Source organism: Rhodococcus erythropolis NBRC 15567 (assembly GCF_001552595.1).
GTDB classification, from domain to species: Bacteria; Actinomycetota; Actinomycetes; order Mycobacteriales; family Mycobacteriaceae; genus Rhodococcus_F; species Rhodococcus_F erythropolis.
The window spans coordinates 33,669-59,305 of sequence record NZ_BCRM01000009.1 but is presented as its reverse complement, the minus strand read 5'-3'; the positions used below and the strand labels follow the sequence as shown (position 1 = coordinate 59,305).

Below are 25,637 nucleotides of genomic sequence, written 5' to 3'. Positions count from 1 at the left end.
TCACTTGCCACGTTCTGCGAGGGTCTTCGCATCCGGGCGTCGGAGGTACAGCGGCTCGAGCGGGGCCGGAACCGATCCGGCCAGAATCTCGCGAGCAGCGACTGTGACCAAGCCGGCCGGTGAGGGTGTCTCCGCCGGGTCGACGGGCAGATCGAAGAAGTCCACGTGCGAAGCAGATCCGGCAATCAGCGTCGAAGGCGAAGGATCAACGTCGCCGGCGGAATTCACAGCCGGACCTTCAACGCGCACTCCGCCGTCGTAGCGCGCCCAGTAGATCTCGCGACGCCTCGCGTCAGTCACGACGAGCAGGCTCTGTGTGGTCGGTACCGCAGCCGCGATGGCGTCGAGGCTGCACACGCCGTACACGGGAACACCGAGTGCATCACCGAAGGCAGCGCCTGTCGCCATGCCGACACGCAGTCCGGTGTACGGCCCCGGCCCGACACCCACGACGACGGCGTTCAACTCTGCCGGCGTGAGCCCGGCCTCGGCGAGGCATTCGAGGACGTGAGGGGTCAAGACCTCGGCGTGCGCACGAGGATTGACCGTGACACGCACGGCAAGCGTCTCCACTGTGCCCGGTGACTCGGTGCCCGGTGACTCTGTGTCCGGTGACGGAGCAGACAGGGAGACGACACCGGCAGTGACTGCCGGAGTGGAGGTGTCAATTGCGAGAACAAGCACGATTTCTCAGGGTACCCGCACGTGAAGAACTACTTCCGGCCCGGGAGGGTCACTACGTCCGTAACACCAAACGCCGTTTCACGACGTCTGCGACACAAAACGCCGTTTCACGACGTCTGCGACACAAAACGCCGTTTCACGACGTCCAGGACCAACTCGCAGTCCGCACATCCGATTCAGGTTCCCGATGAAGCTGCACTCGCAAGTGTCGTTCGACGAGCCTTTCCACGACGTCACCACCCCATTCGACCACCACCACTGCATCGGTGAGGTCGGTGTCGAGGTCGAGGGCATCGAGTTCGTCGAGCGCATGCGGTCCGCTGTCTCCCAGCCGGTATGCGTCGACGTGGATCATGCCGACGGGAACTCCGCCGCCGGGGCGGGTGCCCGGACGATGCTCACGAGCGATGACAAACGTCGGGGACGTCACCCGGCCCTGCACTCCGAGCCCGGCGCCGATTCCGCGCGTCAACGCGGTCTTGCCCGCCCCGAGTGGCCCGTCCAGCACCACCAGGTCGCCGGCAACAAGTCCCTCCGCCAACCGTCGGCCGAAAGCCTCGGTATCCTCGGCCGTTTCCAACCTGATCTGTCCGGATTCGGGAAGTCCCGTGGCGTTCTCAGCCGACATCGGACCGCTCTTCTACCTGTGCACGCTGCACCAGCTTGTCGATTGCGTCCGTCACGATCGCCGGGAACTCGAGCTGCACCAGATGGCCGGCCCCGTGAACTCTCACGAGTTCAGACTCGGGGAGATCGGCAGCGAGACGCTTGGAGCTGATGAACGGAATCATCATGTCTTGATCGCCGCAGATCACGACTGCCGGTGTGTGCGCGAGCACCTCGAGGGACGCGGACTCGTCGTGCAGTTCCAACGTCCGCAAGAAATTGACGATGGTCACGACCGAGGTCCGGTCGAGCATGCCGTCCGACAGCTCATGCAGTCGTGGGCTGACATCGGTGCCGTACGACGCTGCACGCAGGATCGGCGTGATCAGTACTCGCGCAGCGCCCCGGGCGTGCTGGACCACTCCTGGCGAGGTGCGCACTGCCAACCGGAACCCGTCGATGATCGGATTCTGCAGATTGCGGGTCAGACCGGTCTCGGCCAGCCCTGCCGCCGTCGTCGCGACCAGCCCGACGCCGATGACTCGGCCCTCGAACCATTCGGGTCGCTGACCGGCAAGCGCGAGCACCGTCATGCCGCCCATCGAGTGGCCGACGAGAACTATCGGTCCCTTGGGCACTTTGGCCTCGACGACAGTCGCGAGGTCGCGGCCCAGCTGCGAGACCGTGCAACTCTTCGAACGCGGCATACCTGAATCTCCGTGTCCGCGCTGGTCGTAGAACACCATGCGAACCTTGTTGCCCCATCGCTCTTCGAGCTGGCGGCGCTGGAAATGCCAGGACAGCGCACTCAGGCAGTACCCGTGCACGAAAACGACTGTCAGCGGAGCGTCATCCGGTCCCACTTCGCGAACTGCCAGCTCGACGCCGTCCTCGGTGCGCACCGTGCTCTTGCGGTCGCGCGTCATGAGGTCGAAGTCCTCGTCCGCGTAGATTTCCCGGCCCGGACGCGTCGCGGTCTTGAATGCATTCACGCCGGCCATCGAGCCGAGCGCCACAGCGCTGAGCAGGCCACCGAGAATGCTCATCTTTCCTGCAGTCTTCATGACGTCTCTCCCCCGATGTACGTACGCACAGTGCGTCCACGTATTCCGGTCACGACCTCGTAGTGAATGGTGTCGAGTACGTCGGCCCAGGCCTGCGCGTTGGGTTCGCCGTGATCGCCGTTGCCGAAGAAGATCGCGGTGTCGCCTTCGCGAACTCCGTCGCCGTCCGGCCCCAGGTCCACCAACACCTGGTCCATGCAGATCCGCCCGACGGCCTGGCGACGCTTGCCGCCCAACTGCACTTCGAACTTGCCGCTCAGTGAACGAGTCAGACCGTCGGCGTAGCCGACGGGAAGCAGCGCAAGAGTGGTGTCGTGCGGTGCGACCCACTGATGCCCGTAGGAGACGCCCTCTCCGGCGGCCACCTTCTTCACCAGAATCACCTTCGCTCGCAGCGTCATCGCCGGTCGTAAACCGAAATCTCCGAGTTCGGGCACCGGAGACAATCCATATATCGCAATCCCGGGTCGAACCATGTCAAATTGCAGGTCAGGACGGGTGACTGTAGCGGCGGAGTTGGAAAGATGAACGACTTCGGGGTCGAATCCGCGAGCGCGGACGTCGGCAACCGCTTCGATCAAACGCTGCTTCTGCATGTCGATGACGTCGTGATGCGGTTCGTCCGAGTGCGCAAGATGGGAGAACACTCCGCGCAGCCTTATCGTGCCCTCGTCCCGGGCAGTGGCGAGGTCGTCGAGCATCTGCGGCCACTCGGTTCTCGAGACGCCGTTGCGATTGAGACCGGTGTCCACCTTGAGCGTCAAAGTCGCCTGTTGTCCCAGAACCCGTGCCGCGTCGACGACAGCAGCCAGGTGCCGCGGCGAGGACACGCCGATCTCGACGTCGGATCGGATCGCCGAGGAGAAATCGGCGTCGAGGCCGTGCAGCCAGGCCAGGACGGGAGCGGTGATGCCTGCCTCGCGAAGGACCAGTGCCTCCGCGATGGTGGTGACGCCGAGTTCCCGCGCTCCGGCCGACAGTGCCGTCCGCGCCACCGCAACTGCGCCGTGGTTGTATCCATCCGCCTTGATGACCGCCATCAGCGCTGCATCCCCGGCAAATTCACGCAGGACACGCACGTTGTGCGCGATCGCGTCCAGATCGACGACTGCCTCCGTCTGCGGCCCTACTGCGTCGTCGAGTCGGCTCGCCTTCCCCTCCGCAGGCTCCTTCGGTGCTCTTCCCTGGGCAAGCGTCATGGCGACAATCCTGCCACCCGCGCAGAATCGGACACGTGTTCGGGTTTGAACACCCTCAATCAAGGGCAAAAGAGCGAAGCACACGCACCGACTCGCGCAGACCTCCCAGCAGCGGCGAAGCCGAAATCGGTGCTCCGGCGACATCGCTCTGACCGCCGGCAGCGGCGATGTTCGCAGCCAACGCGTGAGCCCGCGCCCCGACGGCCCCGGCTTCGAGAGGGCTCAGACCCGCCGCCAGCAACGCGCCGATCACACCGGAGAGGATGTCACCCGAGCCTGCGGTCGACGCCCAGGAGCCGCCGGCGTCGTTGACCAGGACCTCACCGCCGGGATCCGAGATCACCGTCGTATGGCCTTTCAGCAGAATCGTGACTCCGAGGCGTTCGGCGAGAGCACGCGTGGCCGCGATTCTGTCGTCGCCGAGTGGTGTGAATCGTGCGAACTCGCCGGCGTGGGGCGTCAGAAGAGTCGGCGCGGTCCGGGCTGCGACAAGTTCGGGACGTTGAGCGAGGAGGGTAAGTCCGTCCGCATCGACGACAACGGGTACATCGGTAGCCAGTACCGACGCCAGAAGCCGCGCGGCGTCGTCGTCGGTACCCATACCGGGTCCGACCACCCAGGCCTGAACCCGCCCGGCGGCTTGGAACGTCTCACTCGCAATCACCTCCGGGAACCGGGCGAGCACCTCGGCGGCGCCGTGCCCGGCGTAGCGAACCAGTCCGGAGGTCGCGGTCACCGCGGCGCCGGTGCAGAGCACGCCCGCGCCGGGATACTGCTCACTTCCCGCAACGATGCCCACCACACCCTGCGAGTACTTGTCGTCCTCCGCGCCTGGCACCGGCCACAGCGCACCGACCTCGGCCGGATCGAGCGAACCGAACGCCGGTTCGCCGACGCTCAATCCGATATCCACGAGTTCGACACGACCACACAGCGGAGCCGCGAGTACGTGTACCGGCTTGAGCGCACCGAATGTGACCGTCACATCAGCGGTAATCGACGGGCCGTCCACTGCGCCGGTGTTCGCGTCGACGCCACTCGGAAGATCGACCGCCACGATCGGTGCCTCCACCTGGCCGACGAGCTCAGCTGCGTCAGGCCTCAGACCGCCGTGCCCGGAAATCCCGACGATGCCGTCGATCACTAGATCCGGCGACCCGACTTCGGCAGCGACTCGGCCACCGGCCTTCAGGAGAGCGTCGAGGCCCGACCGATGAGCGCGCGCCGGATCGAGCAACACGGCCCGAACACTCACACCTCGTTTGCGGAGCAACGCACCCGCCCACAGGGCATCACCGCCGTTGTCGCCGGTACCGACCAGAAGCGTCACCGACCGATGCGCGACCGATCCTGTACGGGAACGTAATTCGTCCGCGACGACTCGCGCGAGACCGTACGCCGCTCGACGCATCAGCACTCCGTCGGGCAGCTTGTCGAGCAGTGGCGCCTCCGCTGCTCGCACCTGATCGGCTGTGTAGTACCCACGCATGTCGGAACCCTTCAGTTGCCGTCGCTACCCTCGAAACCATGAAATCACGTCTTCGCCCGGCAATCGCGGGGCTCGTCCTCGTTCTCGGTCTGGTCGGGTGCAGTTCCGGCACCGACTCCACACCATCTGCGGCCGAAACGACGGCGAGCGGACCCGTGGTGACCATCTCCGGGATGGCGTACTCCCCCGCTTCCATCACCGTGAACGTCGGCGACACCGTCACGTGGGTATTCGACGACAACGGAATGGCCCACGACGTCAACGGCCTCGGAGACGCCAAGGGCAAACTCCGCAGCCCACTCAAGAAATCGGGAACTTACACCTACACGTTCACCGAACCCGGAACCTACGACTACACCTGTACACCGCATCCCGAGATGCGCGGAACCGTCGTCGTCGAGACGCCGTAACGCACTCGGGCCCCACAGTCTTTCGACTGCGGGGCCCGAAATTCCCTACGAAAACTATTCGACCGTAACCGATTTCGCCAGGTTACGCGGCTTGTCGACGTCGTATCCGCGTGCCGCGGCAACCTCGGCCGCAAAGATCTGCAACGGAACCGTGGACAGCAACGGCTGCAGCAGAGTCGGTGACGCGGGAATCTCGATCAGGTGATCCGCGTGCGCCGCGGCGACGGTATCGCCTTCCTCCGCGATGACGATAGTCGTTGCCCCGCGCGCCTTGATCTCCTGAATGTTGGACACCAACTTCGAGTGCAGGACAGCGCGACCCTGCGGCGACGGCATGACGATGATGACCGGAAGGTCCTCCTCGATCAGCGCGATCGGGCCGTGCTTGAGCTCACCGGCGGCAAAGCCCTCGGCGTGCATGTACGCAAGCTCCTTGAGCTTGAGCGCACCCTCGAGCGCCACCGGGTAGCCGACGTGGCGCCCCAGGAACAGCACGGTCGACGCGTGCGCGAACTGGCGTGCCAACGCGCGCACCGGTTCTGCCGTCTCGAGCACCTTGCTGACCAATGCGGGCATAGCTTCGAGGTCGGCGTACTCGCGCGCAACCTCGTCCGGATACTTGGTGCCGCGAGCCTGCGCCAAAGCCAAACCGACGAGGTAGTTCGCGGTCACCTGCGCCAGGAAGGCCTTGGTCGACGCAACCGCGATTTCCGGTCCTGCCCGCGTGTAGAGAACGGCGTCGGCTTCGCGCGGGATCTGTGCACCGTTGGTGTTGCAGATCGCCAGGACGCGTGCCTTCTGGTCCTTGGCGTGCTTGACCGCTTCGAGTGTGTCCGCCGTCTCCCCCGACTGGGAGATCGCGACAACAAGCGTCGAGCGATCCAGAACCGGGTCGCGGTAACGGAATTCGCTGGCGAGTTCGACCTCGACAGGTAGACGCGTCCAATGCTCGATCGCGTACTTCGCCAACAGTCCGGAGTGGTAGGCACTACCGCAGGCGACGACAAACACCTTGTCGACGTCGCGCAGTTCCTGATCGGACAACCGCTGCTCGTCGAGGACGATCTTCCCGTTCTCGAAGTGGCCGAGGAGCGTGTCGGCGACAGCGGTCGGCTGCTCTTCGATCTCCTTGAGCATGAAGTAGTCGTGACCACCCTTTTCGGCGGCCGCGAGATCCCAGTCGATGCGGAACGGGCGCCCCTCTGCCTCGTTGCCCGCGAAGTCGGAGATCCGATAGCTGTCGGCAGTGATCACCACTGCCTGATCCTGTCCGAGTTCAACCGCATCGCGTGTGTGCTCGATGAACGCAGCGACGTCGGAGCCGAGGAACATCTCGCCCTCACCGACACCGACGACGAGCGGCGTCGAGCGGCGGGCGGCGACAATCGTGTCCGCGTGGTCGGCGTGCGTGAAGACGAGCGTGAACGCACCTTCCAACCGACGAACCACCGACAGCGCACTCTCGATGAAATCACCTGCCGTCGGTCCGTGGGAGTACGCCCGGGCTACCAGGTGAACTGCCACCTCGGAATCCGTGTCGCTCTGAAGCTCGACGCCTGCAGCCTCGAGCTCCGCACGCAGCGGGGCGAAATTCTCGATGATTCCGTTGTGAACGACAGCCAGCTTGCCCGACGCATCACGATGCGGATGCGCATTACGGTCGGTCGGTCGCCCATGCGTCGCCCACCGGGTATGACCCATACCCGACGTACCGACAAAGTGATCCGCGCCGTACTCGCCGAGCTCCGCCTCGAGGTTGGCCAACTTACCGGCCTTACGCTCGATCTCGACCCCACCGGTTCCGTCGAGAATCGCGATTCCCGACGAGTCGTACCCGCGATACTCCATTCGCCGTAAAGCCTCCACCACAACGCCCAGAGCTGGGCGGTGGCCGACGTATCCCACGATTCCGCACATGGTGACTCAGGGTACTTGGACATCGGCGGTGGGCGCATTTTGCGGTTCCACAGACATCCCCCAGCCGGTTGCAGCGTCGGCTCCGCATACACGAGACGGCTCATCGGATAACGTCTTCAACCGTGGCACCGAAACTGAAGACACTGACCCGTGAGCTGTCCAAGCACGGCCCGCACCGAGTTCTCCGCGGCAACCTCGCCCTGGCCGGACAGCCGGGTGTCGTGTACACGCCGGAAACCGGTTTCAATCTCCCCGCCGTTGCCTTCGCGCACGGGTGGATGGTCGGGTCCCACAAGTACGAGCAGACACTCCAGCACCTCGCTTCCTGGGGAATTGTCGCAGCGGCGCCCGACAGCGAACGCGGTCCGGTCCCGTCCCATCTCGGCTTGGCTGCAGATCTTCGAGCGACGCTCGACATCTGCGTCGGCGTACGACTCGGCCCCGGCCAGATCAGCGTCCACCCCGATCGGGTCGCCTTTGCCGGTCACGGCATGGGCGCGGGCGCGGCGGTGCTGGCCGCAGCGCAGCGCGGGGATGTCGGTGCGGTAGCCGCGCTGTTCCCGGCCCCGACAGCACCCAAGGCGGAGAACTACGCGTCGAAGATCACAGCGCCCGGATTGATCCTTGCCGGCGAAGACGACGTCGATTCCTTGACCAGCAATGCCCGCCCGCTGAGCGTGGAGTGGGGCGGTCCCGTCGTCGCACGCACCGTGAACGACGGCCAAGACGCCGGACTGATCGAAGGCCGCCGACTCCTCGGCGCCCTGGGCCTCGGTGGATCCGAGCGCAAGACACAGTCCGCCACACGGTGCCTGCTCACCGGCTTCCTGTTGTTCCATCTGACCGGCGACAAGAAGTACCAGGACTTTGCTGATCCTGACGTCGAGATTCCACACACGGCGCCGTTGCTCCCGGCCGAACCTCACTCCGACGCGCGGGCCAGCCAGCTGTTGCGTAAGTAGAGGTTCATGCTCGCCTCCGCCGGCGGGCTCGGCTTCGTGGGCGTCGGCGTCGGCTCTGACGCGGATCGCAGATACGGGCCGGATCTGACCGACCCTTCCGTGTCGTTATCGGCAGATGTCGTTTCGGACGGCGGCTCCTGGCGCGATTCCTCGCTCGCCGCTGCCGCTCTGCGCTCACGGAAGTCCTCGAGCGCTCTGCGCTCACGGAAGTCCTCGAGTTGAGAATCGAGAGTTCGACGGATCTCTTCGAAGGGAGCGTGAACGGACTTCACAGCGGACCAGCTCCGGCCAGCTCAGCGCCCGTCTCTCCGTCGGGGCCGGCGATCGACTCGTCCGGGATTGTGACAGGCGGCTCCGGGTCCGGCGCGGGCGAGACTTCGGCGGTGGTTTCAACCGGCACCTCGGGCTGGGGAATATCGCGCTGGGGATTATCGGGCTGGGGAATTTCGGGTTGAAGTGTCGCGGGCTGGGACGCTTCTTGCGGGTATGTCTCCTGCATGACCGCCTCCTGACCGGCATCAAAAACTATTCTCGGCCAACCATTTTCGTCCAACTCCACGGTGACAGAAACAGAGTTCCCGTCAGCACCGGCGACATCGAGACTCACCCCACGACCGTCGGGCGCAATCGAGAAGCCCCACGTGTTGCCACCGATCGAGAAAGAGATCGGCGCAGCCGCGGCAGCGGATTCGATCGTCTCGGCGACCGGCAAGGTCGACGGGAAGGCGTCTGTCACCCACTGAGTCGCGGCATCAAAAGCATCGCCTACCGCGCTCGCACACTGCGCGCACGCCCTGTCGAATTCGTCGCGGGCATCCAGATACGCCGACCGAAAAACAGTGTCCAACCATGGCGCCGCGCCACGACCGCTGGAAGCGACGTGAGCCAGCTGATCGATCTCCCCCGCACCCAGACCGCCGATGGTCGCCCGGTCGAGGCTGGCCACCTTGAAAGCTTTGTCTGCCAAAGCCGTTCGAACAGTCCGCGCGAGTTCGCCGGCTAGCGTGATCAACAGTGGCGCCGAATCCGCATCGGACCGAGCTTCGCGCCGCGCGGCGAAGACCTGATCGACGACCGCATCCACGCCGGAAACATTCCACACTGCAGGAAGATTCTCGGCCAGGACCGTCAGCATCGCGATCTCCGCGACCGAACTATCCACCGCCGCAGCCATGTCCGACATGTCTCGCTTCAGTGCCCCGATATCGATGCCCGCCTCTGCGCGATATGCATCCTCGTAGGAGGTAAGCGTCCGTTCTTCGAAACCCAACCGAGTGGCCAGGTCGTGAAATCGGCCGAAGAACTGCAGTCCGCTGGCGCCCGCTTCCAGAATTTCGTCGGGATGAGCATGTGAATCACGCAGTGCAAGAATATCTTCGAAAGAACATGGGCCGTTCGGTACTGCCTGGGCTGTAAGGCTGTTCGGTATCACGAGGCCGACCCGCCGGAGTCCCGCACCCGCCGCGCGCCCTCACGATCCACCTCAGTGATTGCCTCAGCCGAAGAGGAAAGCCGGCGCGCCAACGTATCGAGAAGATCCGCACGGCCAGTCAAGCGAGAATTCAGGACCGCCAATGCCGACGCCAACGCGGCTCCGTGCTCGGCGTAGTCACGGCCCGAAGCGGCGCCGCCCCATCGCAAATGCTTGATCGGCTCGGCAGAATCGCGCAGACCCTGGGCCACCGACACCGCATGGCGTGCCAATTCATCTGTTCCAGCGCGGTCGACATCCACGAGCGCCCCCAAGTTTCAACGGAACCACTCGCACGTCGAGCGGCCTTTGACTCCTTGGACGCAGCAGAGCGCAATTACGTTCCCTCAAAACGCGAAGGCGTAATGAGGGGCTACACCGAACCGACGATCTCGGCCAACTCGTCAGCCAGCTTCTGCGCGAGCGGAAGTTCGGTGGCCTCGACCATGACGCGGACCAGTTGCTCTGTCCCGGACGGGCGCAGGAGCACTCGACCACCGTCACCGAGAACGCGCTCGGCGTCCGCGACTGCTGCAAGTACCGACGGCGACGCTGCGACTGCCGCCTTGTCCCCGACCTTCACGTTGATCAGCACTTGCGGGAGGGTGGTCATCGTTGCAGCCAGTACCGATGCCGACTTACGCGTACGAGCCATGCGTCCGAGCAGCCTGAGACCGGTGAGAATTCCGTCGCCCGTGGTGCCGAACGCCGGCAACACAACATGGCCTGACTGCTCGCCACCGAGGCTGTATCCGCCCGCGCGCAGTTCCTCCAAGACGTAGCGGTCGCCTACGGCAGCAGTCACGATGTTGATGCCTGCCTCGCGCATCGCGATGTGCAAACCGAGATTGCTCATGACAGTCGCGACGAGAGTGTTCTCGACCAACTCCCCGGCCTCGTTCATCGCGATCGCCAGAACAGCCATGATCGCGTCACCGTCGACCACCGCGCCGGTCTCGTCGACGGCCAAGCAACGGTCGGCGTCGCCGTCGTGCGCGAGGCCTAGGTCCGCCCCGTGATCGACTACGGCTTTCTGAAGATTCTCCAGGTGCGTCGATCCACAGCCGTCGTTGATGTTGAGGCCGTCGGGATCGGCGCTGATCGCGATGACGCCGGCGCCCGCTGCTGCGTAGGCAACCGGTGCGAGCGCGGAAGCAGCGCCGTTGGCGCAGTCGACGACAACGGTAAGTCCAGCGAGCGGCTCGCTCGCCGCGCTCGCCAGATGTGCAAGGTACAGCTGAGCGGCATCGTCGACCGCACGGACTCGGCCTATCCCGGCACCTGTCGGAAGGACTGGCGGTGCAGTGCCGTCGAGTGCGTCCTCGATCGCCACCTCGACAGCGTCATCCAGCTTGTGCCCACCGGCCGCGAAAATCTTGATTCCGTTGTCCGGCATGGGATTATGCGATGCAGAAATCATGACACCGAGACTGGCGTCGAGCTTTGCCGTCAAGTATGCAACTGCCGGAGTCGGGAGGATACCCACGTCGAGCACGTCGACGCCTGCGGAACTCAACCCGGCCGTCACCGCGGCTTGAAGCATCTCACCGCTGGCGCGAGGATCGCGGCCGATCACGGCGGTCGGACGGGCATCCGAGGTGCCGGCTGTCAGTACGCTCGCCGCGGCAACTGCCAATCTCAATGCAAGATCTGCAGTCAGATCCGAATTGGCAAGTCCACGAACACCGTCAGTACCGAACAACCGACCCATAGAACGACTCCTGAATCCTGTGAACCTCGAGAATGAAACTCGAGAATGGAATTTCTCCGAGAAACACAAGAGCGAGCGTCCGGTAACGATGGACGCCCGCTCTTGTGGTGAACAGGTGCCGAAGCAGACCCGTCGGGTCAACCTCGGCAAAGCATCAGCGCTTGGAGTACTGCGATGCCTTACGAGCCTTCTTCAGGCCGTACTTCTTACGCTCGACCGCGCGGGCGTCACGCGTCAGGAAGCCTGCACGCTTGAGGGCCGGACGATCATCAGGGGTTACCTCGATGAGTGCGCGCGCGATAGCCAGACGCAGTGCGCCTGCCTGACCGGACGGGCCGCCACCGTGCAGCAGTGCAATGATGTCGAAAGACTCGGGACGCTCGACGAGCACCAGCGGAGCCTTGATCAGCTGCTGGTGAACCTTGTTGGGGAAGTAATCCTCCAACGTGCGGCCGTTGAGCTTGAACTGACCGGTACCGGGAGTCATCCGAACGCGAACGACAGCCTCCTTGCGGCGACCGACGGTCTGGACCGGGCGATCGAGGACGATCGGTGCGAGCGTAGCTGCAGCAACCTCTTCGATGACCTCGACTGCGTCAGCGGCGACAAGCTCTTCCACTGCTTCGATGTTCTCTTCGGACACGTTCTGCTCTTCCGGCGATGTCACTGTGCGACCTGCTTGATCTCGAACGGCACCGGCTGCTGCGCGGTGTGGGGGTGATTCGGGCCCGCGTAGACCTTGAGCTTGCTGCTCATTGCGCGGCCGAGCTTCGTCTTGGGGAGCATGCCGACAATGGCCTTCTCGACGAGACGATCGGGGGTCCTGTCGAGGACCTCACCGACAGTGCGGGACTTCAGGCCACCCGGGAATCCGGAGTGGTGGTAAACGTTCTTGCCCTGCAGCTTGTTGCCGCTGATGGCAACCTTCTCAGCGTTGATGATGACAACGAAGTCACCACCGTCGATGTGCGGCGCGTAGGTGGGCTTGTGCTTGCCACGCAGCAAGTTCGCTGCCTGAACGGCAAGACGGCCGAGCACCACGTCAGTGGCGTCGATGACGTGCCACGAGTGGGTCACATCTCCGGCCTTCGGGGTGTACGTAGACACAGATCTTCCTCGTCTTAATTCATTCCACTGCTGACCATGTGCGTATCGCGTAAACGATCCTCGGCGGCCAGTTGAGACCCGAGAACCGCCGGTCTCCACGCATTTCTGCCGGAGCCCTACGGCACGCCACCGATAGACGATACCGGTCTACCCGCTGCCAGGTCAAAGCGCAGCCATCTCCGCCGACAATGCCCTCGTCGGGAACCAGCGGGTAAGCGATCGACATGCGACTGCCCCGGCAACCTGACGGTACCGGGGCAGTCGGGGTGTCGTCACGACATGAATGTTGTCAGCGACCGAACCCGTTTGCGGCGATCCGGTCAGCTTCCTGCATCTTCTCCGAGCCGCTCGCCGTCGCTCCGGCGATCTGCGCGAGAACCATGTTCAGTTCTTCGGACGCCTGGGCCCAGCGGCGCTGTGCGTCGTTCCAGGCTTCGGAACCTGCCCCTTCCCAGCCTGCTTGCAGCTTGTCGACGACAACCTTGATGTCGCCCTGCTTGTCGTTGATCGCTTTGGCCTGCTGTTTCATCTGATCGGACAGCATTGCGAGGCCGCCGAAGTCGTACTTGATCCTGTCGGACATAACTGCTCCCGGTTCGGTGTGACTGGAGAGAACTTTGTGAGAACTACTGGCTGAGGACTGCTTGATCGAACGGCGAAGAGCTGACGGTCAGGACATGTTCACCGTCGCGCCGCGAAGCGAGCTGACGTTGTCGTCTTCGGTCGAGTCGAAGGTTCCCGCAGCCTGTTTGATCTGCTCGCAGATGTCGGTTAGAGCAGTGTCCAACTTCAGGGCCGCGCTGTTGTATCGCTCCATGATTCCTGCGTATTCGACCTGCGCCGCACCGTTCCACGAATTGTGCGAAGCGTCGGCCTCCGACCGAACAGCGTTGACCAGTCCCCTGATGTCACCGAGATGTCCGTCGATGGTCCCCGCCGAATCGATCAATTCAGCGGTAGTTGCGGTAAAGCCCATGTCGTCCCCCTGGATTCGGTGAGTACCGTTCGGTATCGGCGACCACCCACGACGGCTTGTCCGTCGGATGTGCACCGGGGTCGAGCGGAACTCCCTGATGTGCGCTACACATACTTTGACGCGACCTCCGTGCCAACGGTTCCGGCCCGATCGAAGAATGTTTGCAGAACCGACCGATCCGGTCAGGGCGTGAATTCGAGTGACTGCCACATCCGCAGGCAGTCCGCTTCGAGACTGTCCCACTCACCGACCAGATACTGGCAGCCGATACTCACTTGCCGACCGTTGTCGACGTACACGCGCCAACGCACCTCGGAGAAATCGTCCGGAAACTCGACGTACACCACTGCCTGTTTTCCTGCGGCATCGTCGATCACAGAAAACTCTCCGAACCGCAATGGGTCCTCGAACGCCGAAAACTGCTGACGCAAAGCGGCTTCGACGGAATCGAATCCAGCACCTTCCGCAAGACGTTTCTCGATGACCACGATCTTGCGATCAGCGCCGGAACTGGGTATCAAATCGGTGCGCCCGCTCGATGTCCCTCGTGACAGAAGCTTCCAATCGGAAGGCAGCTCTGCTGCAACGCTCCCCACCTCCACACGCGTGAGTTCCGGCGTGACACCGGACTCGATCGACGGAATCGAAGTCTTCGGCGCAGGCTTTTCCTGCTCTTTCGACGCCTCCACGATCTCGACTTTGTCTTCCGCCGCAGCTGCGACCGAGTCCGCCAACCGAGAATCGCCTCGGTCGCGAGTCGACACCACGACCGTTGCCGCGACAGCAGCGACGACGGCGAGCACCGCAAGCGCCGCCGCGAACCGTCGACGGCCTCCGTGCCACCCGCCGACTCGACGGGGCGAGGTGGCAGTCGAGTCCACGGAAGGAATCGACATCGCGCCATCCGGATCGCCTACCCACCCGGCGCCAAAAGCTGAATTGTCGACGATTCGACCGGAACTGTCCCGCGCAGTTGTCTGGCGAACGAGCGTCCGAGGATCCACCAGAGACGACGCCACCCGACTCTCGTCCAGAATTCGAATGCTCGCATGGCCGTGGGCATTCGTCGACCCACGTTCGAGCGAAGCCGCAACGGCATGGGAGCGCGGCCCGACCAACACCACAGCGTCCCGAACCGACAAGTCCCCGATTCCGGAAAACAACCCCGCAACGTCTGCGATCGCCGAACTTTGTGCCCCGTCGAGTCGGAGTTCACCGTCGACCTCACTGACAACAGAAGCGACCACCATTCCGCCACGCAGTTCGAGGACGACACACCGCGATCGCCAGGCAGTACGAGCCGACCTCGCCGCCGCGACCGACGTCGGAACGAGGACGACGTCGTGCGCCACTCGCCGTGCGGCATCGAGCAATCGCCGCCTACGTGGGGCACCCCAGTCCGAGGGATGACTGAGATAGAGGATGTCTGCATCGACGATTCCACACCCGTCCATCGCATTGGAGATCAGCCTGGCCAGCTCCAAGACGGTGGGGACAATCCGACCATCTACGTCGACATAATCGTCGTCGACGTAATCGATCGCATTTTCACCGGTCGTACCGGGACCCGACGCAGGTTCGCGTCTGAGGTCTGCACTGCAACAGAATTCGCGTTGACCCGAGACGACCCAGATATTGGATGCACCCCAATGTAGCGAGACCGACACCAAGGACGGAACGGTCACAGCGGTGGCATCCACGGAACTTGGACAAGTTGGGTTTGCGACCGAGAAACGTAGACCCCACGACCTTCCGGCAATGCCGACGCGCGGACGGTGCCGACGAGATTTCCCTCGTCGCGACTTCCGCTCATGATCAATCCGGCCGGTGCCATGTCGCGAAGTCTCGCAATGACCGGCTCGTAGAGTGCTCTGGCCGCGCCACCGGAACGGCGGGCAATCACCAGGTGCAAACCGATGTCCTTGGAATGCGGAATGTATTCGAGCAACGGCGCCACCGGATTACCACTCGGTGTGGCCACAAGGTCGTAGTCGTCGATCAGTACATAAATCTCCGGCCCACTCCACCACGACCTTTCCCGCAATTGCTGCTGTGTTGTTTCGGCGTTCGGCATTCTGGCGGCGACGATCCGAGCCAAGTCGACCATCAACTCACCGAAGGTCGTCGACGACGCCGAGTAACCGCCGAGGTGATTCCCTTCGACCACTCCGAGTAGGGAATGCCGATAGTCACCGATAATCAGCTTGGCCTGCGCCGGTGTGTTCGACGCGATGATCCCTTCCGCTATTCCGCGCAAAAGAGATGTCTTGCCACACGCGGTGTCGCCGAATATCAAGAGGTGCGGGTGTTCCCGGAAGTCCATGTACACCGGGGCGAGGTCGGTCTCACCGAGCCCGATCGGCACGGTGAGGCACCGACCGTCGGCCGCACTCGGTGAGGGCCACCGGGTTCCGACAGCTTCGAGAAGTTCTGCCCGCGAGTACGAATCCGGAAGCATCCGCACGGTGGGCGCCGGGCGCGAATTCGACATGGCTGCAATATGTTCGACCGTCGACGCCACAGAACCACCGGAATTCTCATTACCTGGCGAACCGCCGATTCGAGGTAGTCCGGTGAGAAGGTGAAGCCCGTCGCGCGTGATGCCACGACCCGGTCGACCTTCCGGCACCAGGCTGGCTTTCTGGCGACCCGCATCCGAATCTCCCGGATCACCCAATCGAAGTTCGATGCGAGTACCCAGTTGATCCTTGAGTGCCGGCCGGATCTCGGCCCACCTCGACGTCGTGACGATCACGTGCACACCGAAGGACAAACCTTGACCGGCGAGCATGCTGATCTGAGGCTCGAGTGATTCGAAATCCGAACGAACGCTGGGCCAACCATCGACGACGAGGAAGACGTCACCGTACGGGTCATCTCGGAGTCCCGCCGCCACGCCTTCCCCGGCGGGATCAGCTGTTCGCAATCTTCGGAAATCGGCCATGGAGTCGATGCCGAGGTCACGAAACAGCCGCTCCCGTTTCGCGACCACACCGAGCACCTCGGCAACCGTGCGGCGGACACGGTCGGAATCCAAGCGGTTTGCCACCGATCCGACGTGCGGCAGATCTTTCAATCCGAGGAGCGTTCCACCGCCGAAGTCGAGGCAGTAGAACTGAATCTGTTCCGGCGTGTGCGTCATGCTCAGAGACAAGATCAACGTGCGCAAGGCCGTCGACTTTCCCGACTGCGGGCCGCCGACGATCGCGAGGTTGCCCGTTGATCCGTTCAGATCGGCGACGAGAAGATCGCGGCGCTGATCGAACGGCCTGTCGACTACGCCGAAGGGTGCGCTCAGATTTCCGCGAGGTTGATCACCGGCCGCCCACCGCGGTAACAACTGGTCAAGCGTCGGGGATGCCTCGAGCGGCGGTAACCACACCTCGTGCGCTCGTGGGCCGTGAGAGCGCATGCGGTCGACGAGGACTCCCATGAGAGTACGTGCATCGTCACCGATTTCACCCATGTCGATGACATCGGGCTCGACGGGAACGACAACAGCCTCTGGCCCGACCACGGGCGTCGCGGTAAACGGCAGCGGCGCGAGTTCGACGGGGGAATCTACCGAGAATCGAGTGGGCACTATCCGCTCACCCTCGTACGGGCCTGACACGTATGCACCTTGGAAGCGAACGATCTCAGCAGAATCGGACTTCAGGTATCCCGCACCGGGTGTGCCCGGCAGGTGATAAGCATCGGGAACGCCGAGAACGGAACGAGACTCGTTCGCCGAGAACGTTTTCAAACCGACACGATACGAAAGATGGCTGTCGAGACCCCGAAGCTTTCCTTCGTCGAGCCGCTGACTGGCCAGCAGCAGGTGAATATGAAGTGACCTGCCCAATCGCCCGATGGCCACGAACAATTCGGCAAATTCCGGCTGTTGACTGAGCAGTTCGGAAAACTCGTCGACAACCACGAAGAGTGCAGGCAACGGATCGAGTGCAGCGCCGGCCAGCCTCGCCTTCTCATAGTCAGACACGTTTGCGAAGTTTCCTGCCGCACGCAGCAGTTCCTGTCGACGATTCATTTCGCCGGCGAGCGCGTCCTTCATACGATCGACCATCGCCAATTCCTCGGCAAGGTTGGTGATGATCGCAGCAACGTGCGGCGCCTCCTCCAGGCCGAGAAAGGTTGCACCACCTTTGAAGTCGATCAGGACGAGGTTCAGTGCGTCGGGTGAGTGCGTCGCGATCAGGCCGAGCACCAAGGTTCGCAGGAACTCCGACTTACCAGAACCGGTGGCTCCGATACACAGCCCGTGCGGACCCATACCGTTCTCGGCCGACTCCTTCAGATCCAGTTCGACAGGGTTTCCATCTTGTCCGACACCGATCGGCACGCGGAGTCGGTCGCGCCCCTGACGTGGCAGCCAGCCATGCTCAGGATTGAACCTCGCAACATTTCCTATCCCCAACATCTGGCTCCAGGTCCGAAGGGATCGGTCGTCGTCAGTTGCGTCCACGCCGTTCTGCGATGCCGCACGGAACGGTGCGATGCGACGTCCGAACGACTGCGCCAGGCTCGTCGTCGCGGCGTCAGGCGTCGCAAAGTTCTCGACTCCTGCGCTGCTCACCGCGCCGATCTGATCGCTACCGACGACCAGTCGCAAACCGCGTGCCGCCGCCAGCCGCGGGCAGAACCCGCACAGGTCGAGGACGGTCACCGAGTCGAGCCCGGATTCGGACAACAGGCCGGTGTCACCTTCGAGCAAGCCACCGTCCACGACCAACACGAGATGCGGAACGCCCGCACTCGCTGGAGTGTTGCGAGCAAATCGAGCACGCATCGAAAGCGTTTCCCCGAGGGAACTTTCGAACTCGAGATACGAACCGAACACCATGCGTGAAGTGCCGGCGCCGTCCTGAGACTCCGGGTGTTGTACGTGTGGGAGCCACTTGACCCACTCCCACTCGGCTTCGGTATCGGGACCGCACACCACTGCAACTTGGACGGTGTCCGGACCGTGAAAAGTGCACAGCTGCATCAACATCGAGCGGACGAGCGCTCGAGCGGAATCCCTCTGCCCCTCAATGGACATCGCAGCAAATCCGCGAAGCGAGACGGCGGTCGGCAGGTCTTTTACAACCGAATGCGCACGGACGAATCGCCGAAGTGAGACAGCAGCGACGGGTTCGAGATCCTCGACCGGCCCCGTCTCCGGAGATACAAGCCTGGTGGCCAATCGCTGTGTACCCAGACCGACCCGAACGTGGCAGTAGTCCGAGTCGGTGATCTGACGTTCCCACATCCGCACAGTCCCGGCCAGTGTCCAAAGCTGCGACGGCTCGGGATTGCTCCACTCGAGAGCAGCACGCTGCGCACCAGACGTCGCAGCAACATCGCTGCGCATCTGATCCAGGTACCGCAGGTAGTCCTTGCGGTCCTCGTTCGCTTCGGACGCTCGTGCCCCACCGCTACGACCGCCCCCGGCGAGCATCCCGAGCATCGACACCATCATCATGACCGGAAACAGCAGAGACATCCGATTGCGCGCCATGCCGGAAGAGAACATCAGCGCCACCATGCCGATCATGGCAACCACCATGATCACCGGAAGTAGTTTGGTCAGTAGGTTTCCCGGCGTGACGCGAGGAATCTCCGGTGGGGCCTGAAGCGTCACCTCGCCGCCCGGTGTACGCGGCGATTCACGGCGCGCTCGACGCGCAAATCTGACAGTGCTCAATTCACCCACCCCCATCGGTGCTGCAGCTGTTGCCGCCACGCGCCTCGTCCGACTACCGCCGGCCCGCCCCCCAAGGCGTAGTCACGCAATTGCAAGAGAGTAGATCACAACACCGACACTCGGGTCGGTGCCACCTGTTGTCTGCGCTGTCGCCGACACAGGCGCACAGTTCATGTCGTATTGTTCGGGTGAACTGGGGTGACGTGACAGGGGAATCGCGTCATGGGAGGGGACAGATCTTGACCAGCACCACTGAAACCAGCGCTGCGCACACCGCAAACGGACGACGCGCGACCCATTCTGCCGAACTGTGCAGGTTGACGGTACTTTCAGCCCATTCGCAGGTGGATCTTGCGGTGCCGCTTCGTGTTCCACTCGCGGTGGTCATTCCGGGCATTGTGGACACAATTGTCAACCACAGCAATTTCAACGAGTTCGACCACAGCGCCGAACAATTCGAGCCCGTCGACTGGACTCTGTCGAAAGTCGGCAGGGCACCGCTGGCACCGACGCTGTCGCTGCACGAGCATGGAATCCGCGATGGGGAATTGCTCGTACTCGAGGCCGCGGACACCGCTGCCCCGCCCCCACTCTTCGACGACATCATGTACACCGTCGCGGCGACGGATGCAGACATCTACCGACGATGGACTCCGATCACCGCGCGCATTGTCGGCTCGTCCGCCGCCCTCGTCGCTGCGCTCGTCGCGGCCCTCGCCCTGGTCCTCGGCGATGCAGGTCTGATCGGCGCTGTCTGCGGTGGAGTGACGTCTTTGGTGCTCACCGTCGCCGCCGTCGTGGCAGCGCGGGTGTACGGAGACACTGCAAGCTCCATCACGCTCGGATGCACAGCGGTGCCACTGGCGTTCGTCTCCGGCGCACTCTGCGTACCCGGCACTGTTCTTTCTGCTCATCTCCTTCTCGGTTCGGCATTCGCAGCCGCGGTGAGTCTGATCTGCCTCCGTTTGTGCGGTGCCGGATTAGCCGTCTTCACCGCACTTCTCGTCGTCCTCCTTGCTGCGGTGGGCACCTTCGCCGTCGCGACGACGCTTCCCGAGGCGCGCACCGCAACCGTCAGCAGCGCGGTGATTGCCGCAGCATTGATCGTTCTCACGTTCACCGCTCGACTGTCGATGCTGTTCGCGCGATTACCGCTTCCCCCGGTTCCGACGCCGAGTAATCCCCTCGACGACGATCGCGACGGACTGCCCGAGCCCGAACTGCCCGGGCTGACCGAGTTGACTGAAAGGGCAGGGCGGGCTCGTAGCTACCTGACCGGACTGATCGTGGCCACGTCAGTGGTCGCGCTCACTGCCGCAGTCGCGCTCGCGTGGTCCTGGCCCGGTCAGGGAATCGTCTGGCCGAACCTTGCTCTCGCATTCGCGACGGCCGTCGTGCTGATGTTTCGCGGGCGCACCTACGCGGGCGCACATCAGGCGGTCCCACTCATCGCGGCAGGCATCTCGGTGATTCTCGTTCTCCTGGGCGGCATGGCATGGACCCATCGCGACCATGCATTGGTCGTCTTCGCCATCACGATGACTGTTCTCCTCCTGTCACTGATTCTGGGAATCCTCGCCCCCCAGAACACATTCAGCCCCGTGATGCGACGCGCGGCCGAACTGTTGGACCTCGCTGCGATTGCAGCAATCGTTCCGCTGATCTGCTGGGTCAGTGGGCTCTTCGCGCTCATGCGCGGTCTCTGAGCGATCGGATCTCGATGGTGATTCGACGCGCGACGAACATCTGTGCCGCACTCGTGATCGTTGTCTTAACAGTCCTCGCCGGGGCGGGTGGCGCATCGAGTGCGGTTCCTTCCCCCATCGATCCTGCAATGCTGCCGGAGGACGGTCCACCCGCGCCTCCCCAACCCACCGAACAACGAACCCTGTGCGTCCCCGCCGTAGCGGGTGGTGACGGCGCGGATATTCCACGTTCTCAACAGGATCTGGGATTCGATTCGGTGTGGTCGATCACCCGAGGGGCAGGGCAGCGAATTGCTGTCATCGACACCGGCGTCAGCAGACATCCCCGGCTACCGGCCCTCGAAGGCGGCGGTGACTATGTCGGGACCTCCGACGGCACCGACGATTGTGACTCACACGGAACAGTCGTCGCCGGTCTCATCGCCGCCGAGCAGGTCGACGGTTCCGGATTTTCCGGAGCTGCGCCGGACGCACAGATCATCTCGATCAGGCAGTCCAGTGCAGCTTTCTCGGTGGCCGGCCAACGCGAAGACCCTGCCGTAGCCGAGAATTCGTCTGGCTACGGAAACGTCGACACCATGGCACTGGCCGTACGTCACGCTGCTGACTTGGGTGCAAGCGTTATCAACATCTCCGAGGTCGCTTGCAAGCCTGCCGGGGACGGGATCAACGACCAACGACTGGGCGCTGCAATCGAATACGCCACGATCGCGAAGAACGCCGTAGTCGTCGCTGCTGCAGGGAACGTCGGATCCGGAGGTTGCAAGAACCAGAATCCACCGCCGGATCCCCTCGATCCACAAGCCGATCCATGGAACTCGGTTACGACGATTGCCAGTCCTGCCTGGTACGACGACTATGTCCTCACCGTCGGGTCGGTCGACCCCAATGGCACCGCCAGCTCCTTCAGCCTCGGCGGTCCATGGGTCGACGTTGCGGCGCCCGGCACCGGAATCATCTCACTTCACCCGACGTCGCCTGGTCTGACCAACGGAGTCTACGGCTCCGACGGCGCCGTACAGTCGTTCAACGGGACCAGTTTCGCTGCGCCCTATGTCGCGGCAACCGCCGCGCTGGTCCGGTCGGTTCACCCGGAACTGACTGCACTTCAGGTCATGCAACGTATCGAAGCCACCGCCCACGCTCCGGCGCAGGGTTGGAATCCCTACGTCGGTCACGGCGTCATCGATCCACTCGCCGCGGTAACGGGCGAATTGGCACCGGGGGAACGCGTCAAGGTCAATCATCAGTCGGTAACGATCGATCCCCTACCCACGCCGCCGACCCCCGACAACCGATCTCGCGACGCGGCACTCGTCGGAGCCGGAACGGTCGGCACCCTAGCCCTACTGACGCTATTGGCGTCGATGCCCATTCGTCGAGAAATTCGTCGGAGACTTCCCGAACGACGGGACGTCGATCTCTGAATCGTCAACGGTGTTCAGTTCACCGGAGCGGCCGGCGTTGAATCGGGGGCGACTCCGTCGTGAGCTATCAGTGCATTGCTCTTCTCGAGCGCCGGACCTGATGCAAGTAGATCGAGCATCTGCCAAGGCGCACGATCAGGCGTTCGCGTCAATCCGAGCGCGCGAGCAGAGGTTTCGTCCGGCACTCCGTATTTCACACCGGTATCCGCTACGTAGAACACTCCGTCGTGCCTGGTGCTGTTCGTCTCGATTCCGGTCGCTTGAACAAACCCACCGAAGCCCTGTTCGACGTGGACGCTGTCGAGATTGTCGCCCGATCCGTCCGCCTGCGCCAACGACACCAACTTGCCACCCTCCGGGATCGGAACCTGCAATCCAGCGACGAGTTTCAATGTTGCAGAACTACTTTCGCCGCCCTCGACTGCAGGTGAGGGAGCCCATTCCAGACAGCCGACAGGTGCGCCATGATCATCGACGATCTCCGGAACCACCTGCGGCAACGAGTCGACGGTCAGTTCCCTCACCGAAGGAATACGACTGATGGCATCAGGGGTGACGCTCGCGATCCCGGTGGCGCCCTGCGAATCCGAGAAGTAGATCAGTTGGGCGAGCGCCGCACCGACCTTCTGGATACCGTTCTCGAGCACCACGTAGTACTGCAGGTCCGCGCCCACCGAAACCTGAACGACGGAGCCGACAGTCTTGTTCTGTAGCGGGAACCGGGGCGCTGATCCCAGTTCGCGGATTCGCGGAGCCTCGATGCGCGGAACTTCGGGGATCGAATTGAGAAATCCGGCACTGATCGGTCGCGCCTGTGCTCCCTCCAGCCCCAAAGCCCGCATGATCGCCGGATTGTCCACATCGATTTCCGCTCGCTTCCCGTCGTATACGAGAAAGTGATCGGAACCCGACTTCACCAGGAATGCACGGTCCCTCGTCAGATATGTCGTGTTTTCACCGACATTGGACGAGCCGACCAGGACCGAAGTCGTCAACGATTTTCTCCCGTCGGATCCGACGGAATCGCATACCGTCCACAAGGCGTTGCTCGGGTCGGCTGATTCCGGCAGCGCGGACGGTGCGCCGGGAATGCCGACGAGCGCGCCCCTCGGTTTCGCCTCGACCTCAGACGCCTTGACTATTGCCGGTTTTACTGGCGAACCCAGAATCAGTCGGGCGGAGGCCAAGTTCAGCACAGGGCGAAAAGTACCCTCCATGGCGACGAACATTGCGCCAGATTCCTTTGCAACAACGATTTCTGCATCGCCGATCTTGTCCTGTGGCCGAAACAGAGCAAGTACCGCGCAACCCGCCAATCCCAGTGCAGCGAGGACTATTCCGACGGTGAAGGCGCGGGACTGTGACCGCATCGGATCGTGAAGCATCCGCACGTCTCGTCTGACCAGCGCATGTTCCATCCGCCTGACCAAGAATCGGTACCCATTGACCTGCCAGCGCGTGGTAGGTGTTGCAGCCATCATTCCCCCCGTGCCTTACATCCCCTTGCGAAGACACAGTACAGTTTGGCTGGGGCGGAAATTTTCGGGTAGTTCGCAGGTCAGGTATCGGGGAGGAACCGTGGACCGATCGCGGTTGAAGCATTGGCCGTCGTCACACAGGATTTCGACGCACGAATTCGTGTCGGCACAGATTCTCGGAATCAGTGCAGGCGGAATCGCGATGGCCAGTGGGCTGGATTGGCTCTGGGCGCTGGCAATCGGTTGTGTGGTTGCCGGATCAATGCTCCTCCATGTGGGCGGTTGGTCGGTAATGTCCTGGATTGTCAAGTACTTTCGCTATTTGCGCCGCAAGGACGCCGACGGCAGCACGATCGTCAGTTTTCACACTCCCTCCGAACAGTCGATCGGGCTCCGAGTGGACGGATCTTCACTCGTCGCTGTCGTCGAGATCGCTCCCCCACGCGACTACCTGACCAGGATCGGGCGCCATTCATTCGACGCTTCCCACCTTCTGCCCACGGCAGCCCTGGTCAATTGTCTGTATCAGCACGACATCTCACTCACCGGCATCGACATTGTCAGTCATGGATACCGCGCCGCATCAGGAACGCCGGCCACCGAAGTCTACGAACGTCTCATCGGGCCACTACCAGCCACCGCCACCAGAAGTGTTTGGCTTGCACTACGTTTCGACGCTTTGGAGGGTCGTGCAGCAGTCGAACGCCGAGGCGGGGGCGAACAGGGCGCGGGCCGCGCGATCGCTGTTGCCGCCAATCGTGTCATCCGGGTGCTCGATTCAGCGGGATGCAAGGCGCGGATCCTCACCGCACCGGAGATCGCGTCGTCCACTGCCCAGGTCACAAGAGGAGTCGCCAGCCACGAGGTCACCGAAACGTGGCGAAGTACCCCCTTGCCTGGTGTGTCCAACGTCGGATACGGAATCGAACCCCGTTTCATCACCAACTCGACCCTGACCCGAGTATGGGCAGTGGCAACGGTCGGGACGTCCGTGACAATTCGGTTGCGCCCCACGGGCGAACGCGGAGAGGCGAGGGTCAGTGCGACATGTCGCTTCACCACGCGCAATCCACCTGAGAACGCACCGCTGGCCGGTTTGGTCTCGCTACGTGGGCGCCAGCGCGACGGATTGCTGACCAACCTGCCAACCGCATTGGCCGCGCTGGACCGCATCACGCCGCACATTCGCATGGACGGGGGCACACTCGACTCACTCGCTCTACCTCTTGCCGGGTGCGGCCAGCTCATCGGCTCGGACCGAAACGGGCACGGTGTCGCGGCCAGAATTTCGGGGTCGGGCGTCAACACCGTTCTTGTCGCCGGCGAACTCTATCTGGCTCAGCAATTGATCTTTCGAGCCATCGCGACCGGCGCACTGGTACTCATCCACACCGATCGACCGGAAGCATGGACCGCGCTCACCGACTCCATGGGAGTGCCTGACCGACTCCGCGTGTCCGGGCAGGGTGGTGGGCTCGAGGGCGCTTTCAACACGGTCGTGTTCGACGGAGTCGAGGGGTTACCGCCGCGTGCCGGCGTGACCGCGATCTACGTGTACGGACATCCACGCCAATGGCCTCGGATCGACCCTGAAATATCGATAGTCCAGCCATTCGCACTCGGTGACAAGATCACAGTCGAAACCGGCCGCACGCGCGTCGAACTGACTCTGGTAACCATTGCTTCCGAGACCTCGTTCATCGGCCGTCCTCGAGCCGGCGACGCTCACCAGATGGCGTGATCG

Annotated in this window: 22 protein-coding genes; 6 read left to right on the top strand and 16 right to left on the bottom strand. The window is 63.2% G+C overall.

Annotated elements, in window-relative coordinates:
* The 5 genes from tsaB to RE4_RS14490 form a co-directional block, all read right to left on the bottom strand.
* Positions 1 to 684 carry a tRNA (adenosine(37)-N6)-threonylcarbamoyltransferase complex dimerization subunit type 1 TsaB gene (tsaB, locus tag RE4_RS14510; protein ID WP_060938807.1) on the bottom strand — a complete coding sequence of 228 codons (684 nt, stop codon included), beginning with the start codon at positions 682 to 684 and terminating at the stop codon, positions 1 to 3.
* Positions 685 to 820: 136 nt separating this feature from the next.
* Positions 821 to 1,312 (bottom strand): tRNA (adenosine(37)-N6)-threonylcarbamoyltransferase complex ATPase subunit type 1 TsaE, encoded by a 492-nt coding sequence (gene tsaE / locus RE4_RS14505; protein WP_060938806.1) that lies wholly within the window; start codon positions 1,310 to 1,312, stop codon positions 821 to 823.
* A complete protein-coding gene (locus tag RE4_RS14500) occupies positions 1,302 to 2,354 on the bottom strand; it encodes an alpha/beta fold hydrolase (RefSeq protein WP_003940782.1) in 1,053 nt (350 codons plus the stop codon). Before RE4_RS14500 ends, tsaE begins: the two co-directional genes overlap by 11 nt.
* On the bottom strand, positions 2,351 to 3,553 hold the full coding sequence (alr, locus tag RE4_RS14495; protein WP_060938805.1) for an alanine racemase: 1,203 nt from the start codon (positions 3,551 to 3,553) through the stop codon (positions 2,351 to 2,353). Before alr ends, RE4_RS14500 begins: the two co-directional genes overlap by 4 nt.
* Positions 3,554 to 3,608: 55 nt before the next feature.
* Complete coding sequence (locus tag RE4_RS14490; RefSeq protein WP_060938804.1) at positions 3,609 to 5,042, bottom strand: NAD(P)H-hydrate dehydratase; 1,434 nt, start codon at positions 5,040 to 5,042, stop codon at positions 3,609 to 3,611.
* Positions 5,043 to 5,080: 38 nt separating this feature from the next.
* On the opposite strand from RE4_RS14490, the gene RE4_RS14485 reads away from it, so the two are divergent.
* A complete protein-coding gene (locus tag RE4_RS14485) occupies positions 5,081 to 5,452 on the top strand; it encodes a plastocyanin/azurin family copper-binding protein (protein ID WP_060938803.1) in 372 nt (123 codons plus the stop codon).
* A gap of 54 nt (positions 5,453 to 5,506) precedes the next feature.
* Here RE4_RS14485 and glmS read toward each other — a convergent pair whose 3' ends face one another.
* Positions 5,507 to 7,369, bottom strand: a complete 1,863-nt coding sequence (gene glmS, locus RE4_RS14480) for a glutamine--fructose-6-phosphate transaminase (isomerizing) (RefSeq protein ID WP_020906923.1) — start codon at positions 7,367 to 7,369, stop codon at positions 5,507 to 5,509.
* Between the two features lie 122 nt (positions 7,370 to 7,491).
* Between glmS and RE4_RS14475 the strand changes: the two genes are divergently transcribed.
* Together RE4_RS14475 and RE4_RS31025 are read left to right on the top strand one after the other, a co-directional pair.
* Positions 7,492 to 8,331: a poly(ethylene terephthalate) hydrolase family protein gene (locus RE4_RS14475; protein WP_060938802.1), complete on the top strand. Its 840-nt coding sequence runs from the start codon at positions 7,492 to 7,494 to the stop codon at positions 8,329 to 8,331.
* 6 nt (positions 8,332 to 8,337) lie between these two features.
* Positions 8,338 to 8,553: a hypothetical protein gene (locus tag RE4_RS31025; protein ID WP_060938801.1), complete on the top strand. Its 216-nt coding sequence runs from the start codon at positions 8,338 to 8,340 to the stop codon at positions 8,551 to 8,553.
* Between the two features lie 46 nt (positions 8,554 to 8,599).
* Here RE4_RS31025 and RE4_RS14465 read toward each other — a convergent pair whose 3' ends face one another.
* The 9 genes from RE4_RS14465 to eccCa all read right to left on the bottom strand — a co-directional run bounded on the left by RE4_RS14465 (position 8,600) and on the right by eccCa (position 19,297).
* Positions 8,600 to 9,763: a hypothetical protein gene (locus RE4_RS14465; RefSeq protein WP_060938800.1), complete on the bottom strand. Its 1,164-nt coding sequence runs from the start codon at positions 9,761 to 9,763 to the stop codon at positions 8,600 to 8,602.
* Positions 9,760 to 10,065 (bottom strand): hypothetical protein, encoded by a 306-nt coding sequence (locus RE4_RS14460; RefSeq protein ID WP_020906919.1) that lies wholly within the window; start codon positions 10,063 to 10,065, stop codon positions 9,760 to 9,762. Before RE4_RS14460 ends, RE4_RS14465 begins: the two co-directional genes overlap by 4 nt.
* 110 nt (positions 10,066 to 10,175) lie before the next feature.
* Entirely contained in the window at positions 10,176 to 11,513 is a 1,338-nt protein-coding gene (glmM, locus tag RE4_RS14455; RefSeq protein WP_060938799.1) for a phosphoglucosamine mutase, read from the bottom strand.
* Positions 11,514 to 11,667: 154 nt separating this feature from the next.
* Entirely contained in the window at positions 11,668 to 12,180 is a 513-nt protein-coding gene (rpsI, locus tag RE4_RS14450) for a 30S ribosomal protein S9 (RefSeq protein ID WP_060938798.1), read from the bottom strand.
* Positions 12,177 to 12,620: a 50S ribosomal protein L13 gene (gene rplM, locus RE4_RS14445; RefSeq protein WP_019747566.1), complete on the bottom strand. Its 444-nt coding sequence runs from the start codon at positions 12,618 to 12,620 to the stop codon at positions 12,177 to 12,179. The genes rpsI and rplM overlap by 4 nt, the downstream gene beginning before the upstream one ends.
* 289 nt (positions 12,621 to 12,909) lie before the next feature.
* Positions 12,910 to 13,203, bottom strand: coding sequence for a WXG100 family type VII secretion target (locus RE4_RS14440; RefSeq protein ID WP_003940975.1), 294 nt, complete (start codon positions 13,201 to 13,203; stop codon positions 12,910 to 12,912).
* A gap of 87 nt (positions 13,204 to 13,290) precedes the next feature.
* The gene (locus tag RE4_RS14435) at positions 13,291 to 13,596 is read right to left on the bottom strand and encodes a WXG100 family type VII secretion target (RefSeq protein WP_003940986.1); all 306 of its coding nucleotides are present in this window, start codon (positions 13,594 to 13,596) and stop codon (positions 13,291 to 13,293) included.
* Between the two features lie 182 nt (positions 13,597 to 13,778).
* Positions 13,779 to 15,281 (bottom strand): type VII secretion-associated protein, encoded by a 1,503-nt coding sequence (locus RE4_RS14430; RefSeq protein WP_060938860.1) that lies wholly within the window; start codon positions 15,279 to 15,281, stop codon positions 13,779 to 13,781.
* Positions 15,278 to 19,297: a type VII secretion protein EccCa gene (gene eccCa / locus RE4_RS14425; RefSeq protein WP_238076706.1), complete on the bottom strand. Its 4,020-nt coding sequence runs from the start codon at positions 19,295 to 19,297 to the stop codon at positions 15,278 to 15,280. Before eccCa ends, RE4_RS14430 begins: the two co-directional genes overlap by 4 nt.
* A 224-nt stretch (positions 19,298 to 19,521) precedes the next feature.
* Here eccCa and eccD point away from each other — a divergent pair, with 224 nt between their 5' ends.
* Both eccD and mycP read left to right on the top strand, forming a co-directional pair.
* The gene (gene eccD / locus RE4_RS14420) at positions 19,522 to 20,988 is read left to right on the top strand and encodes a type VII secretion integral membrane protein EccD (protein WP_060938797.1); all 1,467 of its coding nucleotides are present in this window, start codon (positions 19,522 to 19,524) and stop codon (positions 20,986 to 20,988) included.
* Positions 20,989 to 21,002: 14 nt separating this feature from the next.
* Positions 21,003 to 22,415: a type VII secretion-associated serine protease mycosin gene (gene mycP / locus RE4_RS14415; RefSeq protein ID WP_081098362.1), complete on the top strand. Its 1,413-nt coding sequence runs from the start codon at positions 21,003 to 21,005 to the stop codon at positions 22,413 to 22,415.
* Positions 22,416 to 22,429: 14 nt separating this feature from the next.
* Here mycP and eccB read toward each other — a convergent pair whose 3' ends face one another.
* Complete coding sequence (gene eccB, locus RE4_RS14410; RefSeq protein ID WP_081098361.1) at positions 22,430 to 23,896, bottom strand: type VII secretion protein EccB; 1,467 nt, start codon at positions 23,894 to 23,896, stop codon at positions 22,430 to 22,432.
* Between the two features lie 97 nt (positions 23,897 to 23,993).
* On the opposite strand from eccB, the gene eccE reads away from it, so the two are divergent.
* A complete protein-coding gene (gene eccE / locus RE4_RS14405; RefSeq protein WP_060938796.1) occupies positions 23,994 to 25,634 on the top strand; it encodes a type VII secretion protein EccE in 1,641 nt (546 codons plus the stop codon).
* Positions 25,635 to 25,637: the final 3 nt, after the last annotated feature.

Bases quoted from the DNA above. Each gene is read 5' to 3' on its own strand.
- RE4_RS14440 (WP_003940975.1), bottom strand. From the start codon at position 13,203: ATGTCCGACAGGATCAAGTACGACTTCGGCGGCCTCGCAATGCTGTCC.
- glmM (WP_060938799.1), bottom strand. From the start codon at position 11,513: ATGGGTCGGTTGTTCGGTACTGACGGTGTTCGTGGACTTGCCAATTCG.
- RE4_RS31025 (WP_060938801.1), top strand. From the start codon at position 8,338: ATGCTCGCCTCCGCCGGCGGGCTCGGCTTCGTGGGCGTCGGCGTCGGC.
- RE4_RS14500 (WP_003940782.1), bottom strand. From the start codon at position 2,354: ATGAAGACTGCAGGAAAGATGAGCATTCTCGGTGGCCTGCTCAGCGCT.
- eccCa (WP_238076706.1), bottom strand. From the start codon at position 19,297: ATGGGGGTGGGTGAATTGAGCACTGTCAGATTTGCGCGTCGAGCGCGC.
- RE4_RS14490 (WP_060938804.1), bottom strand. From the start codon at position 5,042: ATGCGTGGGTACTACACAGCCGATCAGGTGCGAGCAGCGGAGGCGCCA.
- RE4_RS14435 (WP_003940986.1), bottom strand. From the start codon at position 13,596: ATGGGCTTTACCGCAACTACCGCTGAATTGATCGATTCGGCGGGGACC.
- tsaE (WP_060938806.1), bottom strand. From the start codon at position 1,312: ATGTCGGCTGAGAACGCCACGGGACTTCCCGAATCCGGACAGATCAGG.
- alr (WP_060938805.1), bottom strand. From the start codon at position 3,553: ATGACGCTTGCCCAGGGAAGAGCACCGAAGGAGCCTGCGGAGGGGAAG.
- eccB (WP_081098361.1), bottom strand. From the start codon at position 23,896: ATGATGGCTGCAACACCTACCACGCGCTGGCAGGTCAATGGGTACCGA.
- RE4_RS14485 (WP_060938803.1), top strand. From the start codon at position 5,081: ATGAAATCACGTCTTCGCCCGGCAATCGCGGGGCTCGTCCTCGTTCTC.
- glmS (WP_020906923.1), bottom strand. From the start codon at position 7,369: ATGTGCGGAATCGTGGGATACGTCGGCCACCGCCCAGCTCTGGGCGTT.
- mycP (WP_081098362.1), top strand. From the start codon at position 21,003: ATGGTGATTCGACGCGCGACGAACATCTGTGCCGCACTCGTGATCGTT.